This is a genomic window from Photobacterium sp. TLY01 (assembly GCF_021432065.1).
In the GTDB taxonomy this organism is placed as follows: domain Bacteria; phylum Pseudomonadota; class Gammaproteobacteria; order Enterobacterales; family Vibrionaceae; genus Photobacterium; species Photobacterium halotolerans_A.
This window is the reverse complement of record NZ_CP090364.1, coordinates 3,274,371-3,286,548: the sequence shown is the minus strand read 5'-3', so window position 1 is coordinate 3,286,548 and position 12,178 is coordinate 3,274,371. Positions and strand designations below refer to the sequence as shown.

Below are 12,178 nucleotides of genomic sequence, written 5' to 3'. Positions count from 1 at the left end.
ACGTCAGCCCGCTGGGGTGCCAGTCCTATCGTCCGTCATCCCCTGTCAGTTTTAGTAACCTTGTCATCCATGTCTAAATGTCCGCGGTGGTAAGTATCTGTGGAAATTTGCAGTGGTTGAAGACATTATGAATCATGCATCCGCTTATCCACGCTGAAGCAACTGAAATCCCACGAAGCAAGCAAATAGGCTCAGAGATAAGTTCAGCATCATATTCAAGCCAGCCTTAATATAGGCGCCTTGCTGGAGCAGTATCAGGTTATCCATCGAAAACGTAGAAAAAGTCGTTAGCGCTCCCAGCATGCCGATGCCAATCAATGGACGCCAGGGAGCTGCCTCTATCATGCCCTGGTTCAGTGCCGAGCTCAGCATACCCATCATCAATGAACCGATGATGTTGACGGCCAGCGTTCCGTACGGGAATCCCTTGCCTAATAAAATCACCGAGAGTTCAGCAATCAGATAGCGTGAGCAGGCGCCGACCGCCCCGCCAATCGCCACATAGCCCAGAATAATCAGTTGGTTCATAGAAAGCCCAGATGGTGACAGAATCATTACATGCTATGGTCAAAAGACAGGAAAAAGTCTGATACCACAAAGCGACGTGCTTCTCACATGACGGTTACTACATTGTGCACTAATCCTAGCAGGAGTAGCGATGATTATGGGTATGTACCATACCATTTTACTGGCAATTAACCCGGATGATTTGAATGTAAAACAGTTAGTTGTAAAAGCCGGTGTGATTGCCAAGCAAAACAATGCAGATCTGCATCTGGCCTATGTAGAGCCGGGTGTAGGTAATGTCAGCTTTCTGGATATCGATTTACAGCTCGACGAGGCGCATAACGAGCAGGAGCTGAGAAGAATGGCTCAGTTGTCTGATCTGGCAAAGCATTCACCACGTCCGATTGCGGCGATTCATCTGGCCGACGGTGATGTTGCCGAACATCTGATTGCGCTGGGGAAGACGATCAAAGTCGATTTAGTGATCACGGGGAACTACAAACCCGGCATTCATTGGCTGGGTGATATACGTTATGAGCTGGCGCAACACTTGAAGTGTGATGTGCTGATCTGCCAGCAGAAAACGCTGTAGTGGTGTAGGGATGAAAAAGACGACTTGCTGAGCGGGTGATGCTTCCTTATACTCTTTGACTGAAACTTGTCGGAGTGCCAACTGGCTGAGACCGCATTGCGGGATCCGTTGAACCTGATCAGATTAGTATCTGCGAAGGGAACAAGAGAAAATCTTCTGCCTAGCTGTACCTTTAGCGTACTGCTGCTGTATCAGACGATGCGACACGCCCTACATGTGTCCGCCTCTTGTTTACGCGCCCATCCGTCAAGCAACTTCCCTAACATTGAAAAAGGAAATTGCTATGTCGAATCGCAAACAAGCGAGACTGGAAGCGAAACAATTCATTGATTCACTCACCACCCAAGCCTACCCCAATTCCCGGAAAGTCTATGTCACCGGCAGCCGGGATGATATCCGTGTCGGCATGCGTGAAATCGCCCAGGCCGATTCTTTGGTCGGCGGCGATAAAAACAACCCTATCTTTGAGCCAAACGAGCCGATTCGAGTGTATGACACCTCCGGCTTTTATACCGATCCTGAGCAATCCATTGATATCTATAACGGCCTGCCGACACTGCGTGAAAGCTGGATTGAGGAGCGCGGCGATACCGAACTGCTGGATGAGCTGAGCTCAGCATATTCCAAAGAGCGTCTGGCCGATGACACGCTGGATGATTTGCGTTTTGCCCACCGAGCCCGCGTACGCCGTGCGAAAGCTGGCCAGTGTGTGACTCAGATGCACTATGCCCGTCAGGGCATGATTACGCCGGAGATGGAATATATCGCGATCCGGGAAAATATGGGTCGCGCTCAGTATCGTGATGAGGTGTTGAATCAGCAACATCCGGGACACAGCTTTGGTGCCAATCTGCCCAAAGACATCACCCCAGAGTTTGTTCGCAAAGAAGTCGCGGAAGGCCGTGCGATTATTCCGTCGAACATTAACCACCCGGAATCCGAGCCGATGATCATTGGCCGCAACTTCCTGGTGAAAGTGAATGCCAATATCGGTAACTCGGCCGTGACCTCTTCAATCGAGGAAGAAGTGGAAAAACTGGTGTGGTCGACCCGCTGGGGCGGCGATACCGTGATGGATCTGTCGACCGGCCGAAATATTCACGAAACCCGCGAATGGATCATCCGTAACAGCCCGGTGCCCATTGGGACTGTCCCTATGTATCAGGCGCTGGAGAAGGTCAATGGTGTGGCTGAAAACCTGACCTGGGAAGTCTTCCGCGACACCTTGCTGGAGCAAGCGGAGCAGGGGGTCGACTATTTTACGATTCACGCCGGTGTATTGTTACGCTTTGTCCCGATGACCGCCAAGCGGGTAACCGGAATTGTTTCCCGCGGTGGTTCTATCATGGCGAAATGGTGTCTGGCGCACCACAAAGAAAGCTTTTTGTATGAGCATTTTCGTGAAATTTGCGAGATCTGCGCCCAGTACGATATCTCCCTGTCGCTGGGTGACGGCCTGCGTCCCGGTTCAGTTGCTGATGCCAATGATGAAGCCCAGTTCAGTGAGCTGCGCACTTTAGGCGAGCTGACTAAGATAGCCTGGGAGTACGATGTCCAGGTAATGATTGAAGGCCCGGGACATGTCCCGATGCACCTGATCAAAGAGAACATGGATGAGCAGCTCAAGCACTGCCATGAAGCACCGTTTTATACTTTAGGCCCGCTGACCACCGACATTGCCCCGGGCTACGACCATATTACTTCTGGTATTGGTGCGGCGATGATCGGCTGGTTTGGCTGCGCCATGCTGTGCTATGTCACGCCGAAAGAGCATTTAGGTCTGCCGAACAAAGACGATGTCAAAACCGGTCTGATCACCTATAAGCTGTGTGCCCACGCCGCTGATCTGGCCAAAGGTCATCCCGGGGCGCAGGTGCGTGATAATGCCCTGTCCAAAGCCCGTTTCGAATTCCGCTGGGAAGATCAGTTCAATCTCGGATTGGACCCGGATACTGCGCGGGCTTTCCATGATGAAACGCTGCCACAGGAATCGGGCAAAGTGGCTCACTTCTGCTCGATGTGCGGACCGAAATTCTGTTCGATGAAGATCTCCCAGGAAGTGCGGGATTACGCCAAAGCGCAAGAGGACGCTCAGGTGATTCAAATGCTCGAGGATCCCTTGGAGGGGATGCGCCAGAAAGCGGAGGAGTTTCGGGACAAGGGCAGCGAGCTCTACCACAAGGCGAAAACCCATGAGGAACAGCAGGCATGAGTGAGGTGATGCAAGCGTCATTTCCTGTGATGGAGGGCGGCATCGGTCCGCTCTATCCGGTTGTTGATGATGTCCGCTGGATTGCCCGATTGCTGCCGCTTGGGGTGAAAACTGTTCAGTTGCGGATCAAAGATCCAGCGCATCCTGAGCTGGAGGCGCAGATTATTGATGCGATTCGTCTGGGCCGGGAGCACAACGCCCAGGTGTTTATTAACGACTACTGGCAGCTGGCGCTCAGGCACGGTGCTTACGGTGTGCACCTGGGGCAGGAAGAGCTGGATATCGCGGATCTCGATGCGCTGCGCCAGGCAAATATCCGCCTGGGGGTATCAACCCGAACGGCGGCTGAGCTGCAACGCGGTCTGGCACTGGCACCCAGCTATGTAGCGATCGGCCATATTTTCCCGACCCCGACCAAAGACATGCCGACTCCACCACAAGGGATCGCTCAGTTAAAAGCGCACCTCGGCACAGTGGCCGGCCGCTATCCGACGGTCGCCATCGGCGGGATTGATCTCACCAATGTTGCAGATGTCTGGCAGACGGGCGTGTCCTGTGTGGCTGTGGTGCGGGCTGTGACAGCGGCAGCGGATCTCGAGCAGGCACTGGCGGCATTTGCTGACAAGCTGGTGAGGTAGTCATGCTGACAGACGAGTCTTTCTTGCGCTACCAGCGCCAGGTGCAGCTACCGGAAATCGGAGAGCAGGGCCAGCAGGCCCTGCAGCAGGCCAGGGTGCTGATTATCGGTGCGGGCGGGCTTGGCGCACCGGCAGCCTTATATCTGGCGGCGGCGGGCGTTGGCAGCCTGGTGATTGCCGATGGTGACAAGGTTGAGCGCTCCAACCTCCAGCGGCAGATTATCTACCGTGATGATAATCAGGGTGAGAGCAAAGCACAGGCCGCCGTGACGCAGATCAAGGCGCTCAATCCGCTGATCCGTGCCCGTGCAGTGACAGCCAGACTGGCCAAGCTGCAACTGGCGATGGAAATCAGTCTGGCTGATGTGGTGCTTGATTGTACCGATAACTTTGCCAGCCGCCATGCCATTAATCAGGCCTGCTTTGAGCACGGTAAACGGCTGATCTCTGCCGCGGCGATTCGCTGGCAGGGGCAACTGATGAGCTTTGATTTTCGCACCCGGCAGGGGCCTTGCTACCACTGCTTATTTCCGAACGGCGAGATGAAAGCCCCGCAGAACTGCAGTGAATCCGGGATTGCCGGACCTGTGGTCGGCATTATGGGAACCTTTCAGGCGCTGCAGGCGGTGAAAGCCATCACTGACAGCGGTGATCTCTGTGTCCGTCAGTTCCGCCAGTTCGACGGCCTCAGCCTGCAATGGCAGCAGTTTGCCTTGCCTGCCAACCCGCAATGTCCTGTATGTAGTAAGGAATCTTGATGACCACGATAACCGTTCTGGTGAACGACAAAGCCATGCAGCTGGCGGCACAAAGCTCGCTGCAACAGCTGCTGGAGCAATTGGCGATGCCGCTGGATGCCACAGCAGTTGCGCTCAATCAGGCCATTTTGGGCCGCGAGTTCTGGGCCGAGCAACGGCTCAATGACGGCGATGAAATCGCCTTGTTTCAAGCCATAGCAGGAGGCTGACATGCTGACCATTGCCGATAAAACCTTTTCATCCCGCCTTTTTACCGGAACGGGCAAATATGCTGGCCGGGACGTGATGGCAAAGTCAATTATTGCATCCGGTTCTGAGCTGGTGACCATGGCATTGAAGCGGGTGGATATTGATAACCGAGATGATGACATTCTTGCCCCGTTGCGTGAGGCGGGAGTCAACCTGCTGCCGAATACCTCGGGAGCCAAGAATGCCAAAGAAGCGATCTTTGCCGCCCAGCTGGCCCGTGAAGCGCTGGGAACCAACTGGCTGAAACTGGAAATCCACCCGGATCCCAAGTACCTGATGCCGGATCCGATAGAAACGCTGGCCGCAGCCGAAGCGCTCGTCAAGCAAGGTTTCATTGTACTGCCCTACTGTCATGCCGATCCTGTGTTGTGTAAACGCCTGGAGGAAGTCGGCTGTGCCGCCGTGATGCCGCTGGGTGCTCCCATAGGTTCCAATAAAGGGCTGGCCTCACGGGATTTTCTCGACATCATTATCGATCAGGCCCGGGTGCCTGTGATTGTGGATGCCGGGATCGGTGCGCCTTCTCATGCGGCTGAAGCCATGGAACGCGGTGCCGATGCTGTGCTGGTCAATACGGCGATTGCGGCAGCGGCGGATCCGATTGCCATGGGATTGGCCTTTAAACTGGCCGTGGAGAGCGGCCGGATGGCCTACGAAGCCGGCCTGGCTGGTACCGTCAGTCATGCCGTGGCGTCCAGTCCGCTCACAGCGTTTTTAGACGCCAGCGCGTAAGGAGAGGTCATGAGTTATGTCGATGTATGGCGGCAGCTGGACTGGGATGATGTCCGGATGTCGATTTACAGTAAAACGGCCGCGGATGTCGAGCGGGCGCTCAGTCATCGCAAGCGCGATCTGGAGGATTTCAAAGCGCTGATTTCGCCCGCGGCAGAGCCGTATCTCGAGCAGATGGCGCAGCAGTCGGCCGCACTGACGCGGCAGCGGTTTGGCCGCACCATCGGGTTTTATGTCCCTTTGTACCTGTCGAACCTCTGTGCCAACAGCTGCACCTATTGCGGCTTTACCATGGAAAACAAGATCAAGCGGCGGACGTTGAATCTTGACGAGATCGAACGGGAATGTGCGGCGATCAAGGCGTTACAATTTGACAACGTGCTGCTGGTTACCGGGGAACATGAGCGCAAGGTCGGCATGGCCTATTTCCGCGAATGTGTCCCGGCAATTAAGCGTCACTTCAGCTATCTGTCGATGGAAGTGCAGCCGCTGGATCAGGATGAATACGCTGAGCTGAAAACCCTGGGACTGGATGCGGTGATGGTATATCAGGAAACCTACAGCGCCCCGACTTACGCCAAGCATCATTTACGCGGCAATAAAATGGATTTTGAATATCGGCTGGCCACGCCGGACAGACTGGCCCGTGCCGGGATCGATAAAATCGGCATTGGTGCGCTGATTGGTCTGGAGGAATGGCGCACCGACTGCTTTTTTACCGCCAGTCACCTGGACTATCTCGAACGCACTTACTGGCAGAGTCGGTATTCGATTTCCTTCCCGCGCTTGCGCCCCTGCACAGGCGGCCTGGAGCCCAAATCCGTGATGAGCGACCGCCAGCTGGTGCAGCTGATTTGTGCCTACCGGCTGTTTAATCCTGAAGTCGAGCTGTCGATGTCGACCCGGGAGTCGCCGCATTTTCGCGATAACGTCTTGCCATTAGGGATCACCAGCATGTCGGCGGGCTCCAAAACCCAGCCTGGCGGCTATGCCGATGATGAGCCTGAGCTGGAGCAGTTTGCGATCAGTGATGAACGCGCCGTGGCTGAGGTTGCAGACGCGGTGAAGCAGCACGGGTTTGAGGTGGTGTGGAAAGACTGGCATCCCGCATACTCCGGCTTGAGTCACTCGCTGACCTGATTGCCGGTAAAAAAAGAAGCTCCCGGCCGGGAGCTTCATGGTCTTGCATCTCAGTTAACGGCTGAGCGGTGCCGTGGCTTGTTGCAGCCAGCTCAGATCCTCGCCTTGCAGCGACGGGCTGATCACCTCGAACACGGTTTGATGGTAACGGTTCAGCCAGTTGAGCTCAGCATCGGTCAGCAGGCTGAGATCCACCAGACGGCGGTCAATCGGGGCACGGGTCAGGGATTCAAAGCCCAGTACTGTCATGTCGCCCTCGGTTGGTACTTCGACCACCAGTTCCAGGTTTTCGATCCGGATGCCGAACGCATCGGCGCGGTAGTAGCCCGGTTCGTTGGACAGTACCATACCCGGCAGCAGCGCGGTCGGATTCGGCGCTTTTGAAATGCGCTGCGGGCCTTCATGCACATTGAGGAAATGGCCGACACCATGACCCGTGCCGTGGTCGAAATCAAAGCCATGGGCCCACAGGTGCTGGCGAGCCAGCGCATCAAGCTGTGAGCCTGTGGTGCCGCGCGGAAAACGGGCGGTTGCCAGTGCGATATGGCCTTTCAGGACCAGGGTGAAGGTTTGCTTCACTTCATCGCCCGGCGTGCCGATGGCGATGGTGCGGGTGATATCGGTTGTGCCGTCCGGGTACTGGCCGCCGGAGTCCACCAGGTAGACATTGTCCATTTGCAGGACGCCCGGCTCAGGCTGGTTGTTGTGATTATAGTGACACATGGCTGCGTTGCCGCCGGCTGCAGAAATGGTGTCAAAGCTGACATCGGTACAGCTTGGATCCTGAATACGGAACTGCCACAGCTGCTCGGCCAGTGTTGCTTCGTCCAGCAAGTTGCCGGCCGCGACTTGGCGGTCGACCCAGGCCAGGAATTTGGACACCGCGACGCCATCACGGATATGGCAGGCTTTCATGCCGGCGACTTCGGTGGCATTTTTCGCCGCTTTCGGCAGCATGCAGGGATCGGCGCCTTCAAGGATGATGGCACCAGCATCACGCAGGGTTTGTCCGGACCAGGCATTGCTGGTGGCCGGGTCGAGCAGGACGCGTTTTCCTTGCAGGGCGTTTAAGCTGTTTTTCAGGGTTTCCGGCGCCTGAACGCGGACGCCTTCGCCGACGTGCGCCGCAAACTCAGCCGGCAGACGGGCCTGATCAATGAAGAAATCGACGCTGCCATCGTTGTGCAGAATGGCTGCGGAGAGCAGCACAGGCAAGCAGGCCACATCACTGCCGCGCACGTTCAGCAGCCAGGCAATGCTGTCGAGCTGGGTCAGCAGCACGGCATCGGCTTTTTGCTGTTGCAGGCTGGCCGCAATTTTGGCGCGTTTGTCGCTGCTGCTTTGGCCGACAAAATCCAGTCCCATCAAGCGGGCATCCGACAGGGTGGGGGCCGGGCGATCTGCCCACAGCGTATCAATCGGATTGGTGTCCAGCAGCACCAGCGTCAGATCGCTGGACAGGGTTTGCTGAGTCCGCTGCAGCCAGGCACCGCTGTGCAGGCGCGGGTCGACGGCAATTTTGCTGCCTGACGCGAGTTGTGTTTCCACCCAGTGCATCGGGGGTTCTTCGATCAGATGACGGTACTCAAACACGTCGCCCGGCACTTGTTTACGAACCTGAACCACATAGCGGCCATCCACGAAGACGGCTGCTTTATCACGGGCAATAACGGCCGCACCGGCAGAGCCGGTAAACCCGGTTGCCCACAGCAGGCGTTCATTGTGTTCCGGGATGTATTCACCCAGAAATTCGTCTTCATGCGGGATCACCAGAGCGTCAAGCTGTTCTGCTTCCAGCCACTGGCGAATCTGTGCCACGCGTTGTGAGATCACTGATTGCATCTGTCTGTATTCCTTTCTGTTGTTGTCATCCGAATGGGGATGATCCAAACCTGCCCCTTAGTCACCCTGACGGCAGCTGCAGGCCGATCCGGTAACGGTAGCGTTTTTAATGAGCCGCTGCAATTATCGGCTGGACAATTCGCGGCACCCGTTAATGATTATCTGCCGTAACCAGCAATGGCCAGGATCATTCTCTTGATGCTGCGGCCAGAACAGGGTGTAGGCCATTGCCGGCAGCGGGGTGGGCAGCGGCAGGACCACCAGGTTGAGCTGCGCGGCAACATAGTCGGCAAAATGGCTCGGCGCCGTAAAAATCAGATCCGTATGGGTACATAAGCTGGCGGCACTATTAAAGTCTGGCACATACATGGCAATGTCGCGCTGCAGGCCTTGCTCTGCCAGTTTGTAATCCAGCAGCCAGCGGTCATCACGGCCACAGCGCACCTGGATATGGCGTTGCAGCAGATAATTGGCCTGAGTCCACTCACCTGCCTCAACCAGCGCCAGCACAGGGTGACCGGGGCGGACGATACAGCGCTGGGTATCACGGTGAAGTTCCTGAAAAATGATCCCTTTGGGCGGCATCAGAGTGAGCTGGGCGTCGTGTGGATTAAGATCCTTGCCGGTAATGCCAAAGTCGATTTCCCCGCGCAGCATCTTGTCGAAAGTGTCCGGCTCCCAGGCGTGGGTATCGAGCAGTATGTTGGGGCCCTGGCTGAAGATTTCCCCGAGAAAACGTGGCATGAGCAGCGGGTAGGCACTTTCTACCAGCGACATTTTGAAGTGGCGGTGGCTGTTTTGCGGCACAAACTCAGTCGGTTCGGTCAGGTTTTCAATATCCTGGAGCAGTTTTTCCAGCACCGGCTGCAGCACTTTGGCGCGCGGGGTAGGCAGCAGACCGTGGGCACTGCGGACAAACAGCGCGTCGTCGAACTGTTCGCGCAGCCGGGCCAGACTTTTGCTCACCGCCGATTGGCTGAGAAACAAACGCTGGGCTGCCCGGGTCACGCTGCATTCCTGCAGCAGGACATGGAGGCAGACCAGCAGGTTGAGATCGAGGCGGGCTAATTTATCCACAGTCATATTGCGTCCGTTATTCTAACAGTGATATTCCGATATGGAATTTTAGTAGTGAATATAAACCATTTTGATTCATATCTCGAAGGCCTTAGACTGGCGCCGTCTTCTGATAGGAAACCGAGTGAATGAAGCCTGAACCAACAACGTCTCACCGCCGTATCGTGGCGCTCATGGTCCTGCTGGTGCTGTTCAGCCCGCTGGCCATCGATATTTATCTGCCTGCTTTGCCTGCGATGGCGGACAGTTTTGCTGTCGACCCGACGCTGGTGCAGGACACAGTGACCTGGTTCATGTTCAGTTTAGGACTGGGACAGGTTTTTGCCGGCCCGCTAGCAGATCGCTTCGGCCGTCGCCCGATAGCGCTGGCCGGTGTCACTGTCTATGCCTTCAGCTCGGCACTGGCCTATACCGCCCAGTCGCTGGATATCATGCTGCTTGCGCGATTTCTGCAGGGCTTCGGCGCTTGTGCCACCTCAGTGGCAGCGTTTGCGGCAGCCCGTGACAGCTTCGGTCCGGAACGCAGCGGCCGGATGATCAGCTACCTGAACGGGGCAATTTGCTTTATTCCGGCGCTGGCACCTTTGCTGGGATCCTGGCTGACCCATGAGTTTGGCTGGCGTGCCAACTTCAGCTTTATGGCCGGTTTTGCGCTGGTGGCAGGTGGTTTGCTGAGTGTGTTCTTCCGCGAAACCCGCCCGGCGGACACCTTTGTCAGCGGCGCGATGTTCAGCCCGTCACGGTATTTTTCCGTCTTGCGCGAGCCGGTTTTTGTCTTTCATGCCTCAATGTCTATGCTGGCAATGGCGGTGATTCTGGCCTACGTGACCTCAGCGCCGATGTGGCTGATGGTGCATCTGGGCCTGGATATGGGACAGTTCACCGCCTGGTTTGGTGTGAATGCAGTGCTGAACATTATTGCCTGCATGGTAGCGCCGAAATGCATGGATAAGATGGGCTCCCGCCGCACCCTGATGTCGGGGCTGGCGATGCTGGTGGTCTCGGGCGTAATGATGCTGGCCCTGAAAGATATCGCAGCGGCCTGGGCCTTTATGGTGCCTATCTTTATGAGCTCATTTGGTTTTGCTTTTGTACTCGGCTCGGCGGCCGGTAAAGCGCTGGCGCCGTTTGGTGACAGAGCGGGTACCGCCGCGGCGATGCTTGGCCTGTTTCAGATGAGCGGTGCCGGCCTGATGGTCAGCCTGACCCAGCGGATGGAGCTGTCACCGCCGTTATTGCTGACCTTTCAGATGCTGCTGCTGCTGCCCGGGTTGCTGATTTTACTGTCACGCAAAGGCCGCCAGTGGCATCCGGCGCCGGCACAGGATTAACCAACAGCCTTTGATTTTTTCGCTCATAACTAGACGCCGCAAAGGCGCCGGGTCTCGACAACCCTTTTGAACTCTCGCTTGGCCTGTTACTGCTGTGACAGGCCTTTTTTTCGTTTGCAGATAAGGGTCAGCACGAGGCGCTGGCGTCGTTGGCTTTGGCTTTACCCCGCCATTGCTGGATAAGCAGGCCTACGATGATCATCACCAGGCCGATCAGAGTCGCCGGATGAATGGTTTCACCGATAATGGTCGCCAGCAGGATCAGCGAGATAAAAGGCGACAGGAAAATCAGATTGCTCAGCTTGGCGGTATTGCGGGTCAGTTTCATGGCATTGAGCCAGAGTACAAAAGTGATCCCCATTTCAAACAGACCGACATAACTGACCGCCAGCCAGCCTTGCCACGGAATGGGCTGCCAGCCGCCAGTGTACAGACTCAGACCGATGGAAAAAGGCAGCGACAGCACAAAGCCCAGCAACACACTGACCACAGGATCGGCCTGGTTTTTGGTGTTGAGAATCCAGAACAGCGCCCATAACAGGGTGGAAACCAGCGCCAGCGCCACTCCCAGCGGACTGTCGAACTGCAAGGCCATGATGTCGCCTTTGGTGGCAATCACCACCACTCCCAGATAACCAAACAGGCAGGCGACCCAGTCCTGCGGGCGAATTTTCTGGCCGAGAAACAGAGCGGCCATCAGCGTCAGTGTGATGGCCCAGCTGTAGTTGAGCGGCTGAGCCTGAGAGGCCGGCAGCAAATCATAGGCTTTGAACAACACCAGATAATAGATGCAGGGATTGATCAGCCCGAGCATCAGGTAATACAGCGGACGGGCGCGCAGGGTCGGCAGCAGCTGGTTCAGTTTGCCCTGATAAGCGGCGATGACGAGCAAGGCGATGGCTGATACTGTACTGGCCGCCGCCACCATCTGGATCGGCGAAAAATAATCCAGGGTAATTTTAAAGGCGGTGGCGACGGTCGACCATAAGAGCACGGCGGCGAGGCCGAACCCGATCGCTTTCTTTTCCTGCATACTGCGGCTTCCTGCTGCTGGTGTCAGTGTCACTGGCAGGATGAACGCCTGCCCGTTATAAAGAGGC

General features: G+C 56.2%; 12 protein-coding genes and 1 riboswitch. Of the genes, 8 read left to right on the top strand and 4 right to left on the bottom strand.

Going from position 1 to position 12,178, the window contains the following annotated elements; translation table 11 throughout:
• Positions 1 to 144: 144 nt before the first annotated feature.
• Complete coding sequence (gene crcB / locus LN341_RS15255; protein WP_046221807.1) at positions 145 to 528, bottom strand: fluoride efflux transporter CrcB; 384 nt, start codon at positions 526 to 528, stop codon at positions 145 to 147.
• 130 nt (positions 529 to 658) lie between these two features.
• Between crcB and LN341_RS15250 the strand changes: the two genes are divergently transcribed.
• From LN341_RS15250 to thiH, 7 genes are all read left to right on the top strand, one after another.
• A complete protein-coding gene (locus LN341_RS15250) occupies positions 659 to 1,099 on the top strand; it encodes a universal stress protein (RefSeq protein ID WP_234203743.1) in 441 nt (146 codons plus the stop codon).
• A gap of 60 nt (positions 1,100 to 1,159) precedes the next feature.
• Positions 1,160 to 1,257, top strand: a riboswitch (TPP riboswitch).
• A 125-nt stretch (positions 1,258 to 1,382) separates the two neighbouring features.
• The gene (thiC, locus tag LN341_RS15245) at positions 1,383 to 3,311 is read left to right on the top strand and encodes a phosphomethylpyrimidine synthase ThiC (protein ID WP_046221808.1); all 1,929 of its coding nucleotides are present in this window, start codon (positions 1,383 to 1,385) and stop codon (positions 3,309 to 3,311) included.
• Positions 3,308 to 3,949 carry a thiamine phosphate synthase gene (gene thiE, locus LN341_RS15240; RefSeq protein WP_234203742.1) on the top strand — a complete coding sequence of 214 codons (642 nt, stop codon included), beginning with the start codon at positions 3,308 to 3,310 and terminating at the stop codon, positions 3,947 to 3,949. The genes thiC and thiE overlap by 4 nt, the downstream gene beginning before the upstream one ends.
• A 2-nt stretch (positions 3,950 to 3,951) precedes the next feature.
• Positions 3,952 to 4,707, top strand: a complete 756-nt coding sequence (locus tag LN341_RS15235; protein ID WP_234203741.1) for a HesA/MoeB/ThiF family protein — start codon at positions 3,952 to 3,954, stop codon at positions 4,705 to 4,707.
• On the top strand, positions 4,707 to 4,916 hold the full coding sequence (gene thiS / locus LN341_RS15230; RefSeq protein WP_234203740.1) for a sulfur carrier protein ThiS: 210 nt from the start codon (positions 4,707 to 4,709) through the stop codon (positions 4,914 to 4,916). Before LN341_RS15235 ends, thiS begins: the two co-directional genes overlap by 1 nt.
• A 1-nt stretch (position 4,917) precedes the next feature.
• A complete protein-coding gene (locus LN341_RS15225; RefSeq protein WP_120510110.1) occupies positions 4,918 to 5,688 on the top strand; it encodes a thiazole synthase in 771 nt (256 codons plus the stop codon).
• Positions 5,689 to 5,697: 9 nt separating this feature from the next.
• Positions 5,698 to 6,828 (top strand): 2-iminoacetate synthase ThiH, encoded by a 1,131-nt coding sequence (gene thiH, locus LN341_RS15220; protein WP_234203739.1) that lies wholly within the window; start codon positions 5,698 to 5,700, stop codon positions 6,826 to 6,828.
• Positions 6,829 to 6,882: 54 nt separating this feature from the next.
• Here thiH and LN341_RS15215 read toward each other — a convergent pair whose 3' ends face one another.
• Both LN341_RS15215 and LN341_RS15210 read right to left on the bottom strand, forming a co-directional pair.
• Entirely contained in the window at positions 6,883 to 8,670 is a 1,788-nt protein-coding gene (locus tag LN341_RS15215; RefSeq protein ID WP_234203738.1) for an aminopeptidase P family protein, read from the bottom strand.
• A gap of 123 nt (positions 8,671 to 8,793) precedes the next feature.
• Positions 8,794 to 9,753, bottom strand: coding sequence for a LysR substrate-binding domain-containing protein (locus tag LN341_RS15210; RefSeq protein ID WP_046221816.1), 960 nt, complete (start codon positions 9,751 to 9,753; stop codon positions 8,794 to 8,796).
• A 122-nt stretch (positions 9,754 to 9,875) separates the two neighbouring features.
• On the opposite strand from LN341_RS15210, the gene LN341_RS15205 reads away from it, so the two are divergent.
• A complete protein-coding gene (locus LN341_RS15205) occupies positions 9,876 to 11,078 on the top strand; it encodes a multidrug effflux MFS transporter (RefSeq protein ID WP_120510106.1) in 1,203 nt (400 codons plus the stop codon).
• Between the two features lie 127 nt (positions 11,079 to 11,205).
• Here LN341_RS15205 and LN341_RS15200 read toward each other — a convergent pair whose 3' ends face one another.
• Entirely contained in the window at positions 11,206 to 12,111 is a 906-nt protein-coding gene (locus LN341_RS15200) for a DMT family transporter (RefSeq protein WP_234203737.1), read from the bottom strand.
• Between the last annotated feature and the right edge of the window lie 67 nt (positions 12,112 to 12,178).

Coding starts and splice junctions, on each gene's coding strand:
- LN341_RS15205 (WP_120510106.1), top strand. CDS start 9,876: ATGAAGCCTGAACCAACAACGTCTCACCGCCGTATCGTGGCGCTCATG.
- thiC (WP_046221808.1), top strand. CDS start 1,383: ATGTCGAATCGCAAACAAGCGAGACTGGAAGCGAAACAATTCATTGAT.
- thiE (WP_234203742.1), top strand. CDS start 3,308: ATGAGTGAGGTGATGCAAGCGTCATTTCCTGTGATGGAGGGCGGCATC.
- thiH (WP_234203739.1), top strand. CDS start 5,698: ATGAGTTATGTCGATGTATGGCGGCAGCTGGACTGGGATGATGTCCGG.
- LN341_RS15215 (WP_234203738.1), bottom strand. CDS start 8,670: ATGCAATCAGTGATCTCACAACGCGTGGCACAGATTCGCCAGTGGCTG.
- LN341_RS15200 (WP_234203737.1), bottom strand. CDS start 12,111: ATGCAGGAAAAGAAAGCGATCGGGTTCGGCCTCGCCGCCGTGCTCTTA.
- LN341_RS15250 (WP_234203743.1), top strand. CDS start 659: ATGATTATGGGTATGTACCATACCATTTTACTGGCAATTAACCCGGAT.
- LN341_RS15210 (WP_046221816.1), bottom strand. CDS start 9,753: ATGACTGTGGATAAATTAGCCCGCCTCGATCTCAACCTGCTGGTCTGC.
- LN341_RS15235 (WP_234203741.1), top strand. CDS start 3,952: ATGCTGACAGACGAGTCTTTCTTGCGCTACCAGCGCCAGGTGCAGCTA.
- crcB (WP_046221807.1), bottom strand. CDS start 528: ATGAACCAACTGATTATTCTGGGCTATGTGGCGATTGGCGGGGCGGTC.
- thiS (WP_234203740.1), top strand. CDS start 4,707: ATGACCACGATAACCGTTCTGGTGAACGACAAAGCCATGCAGCTGGCG.
- LN341_RS15225 (WP_120510110.1), top strand. CDS start 4,918: ATGCTGACCATTGCCGATAAAACCTTTTCATCCCGCCTTTTTACCGGA.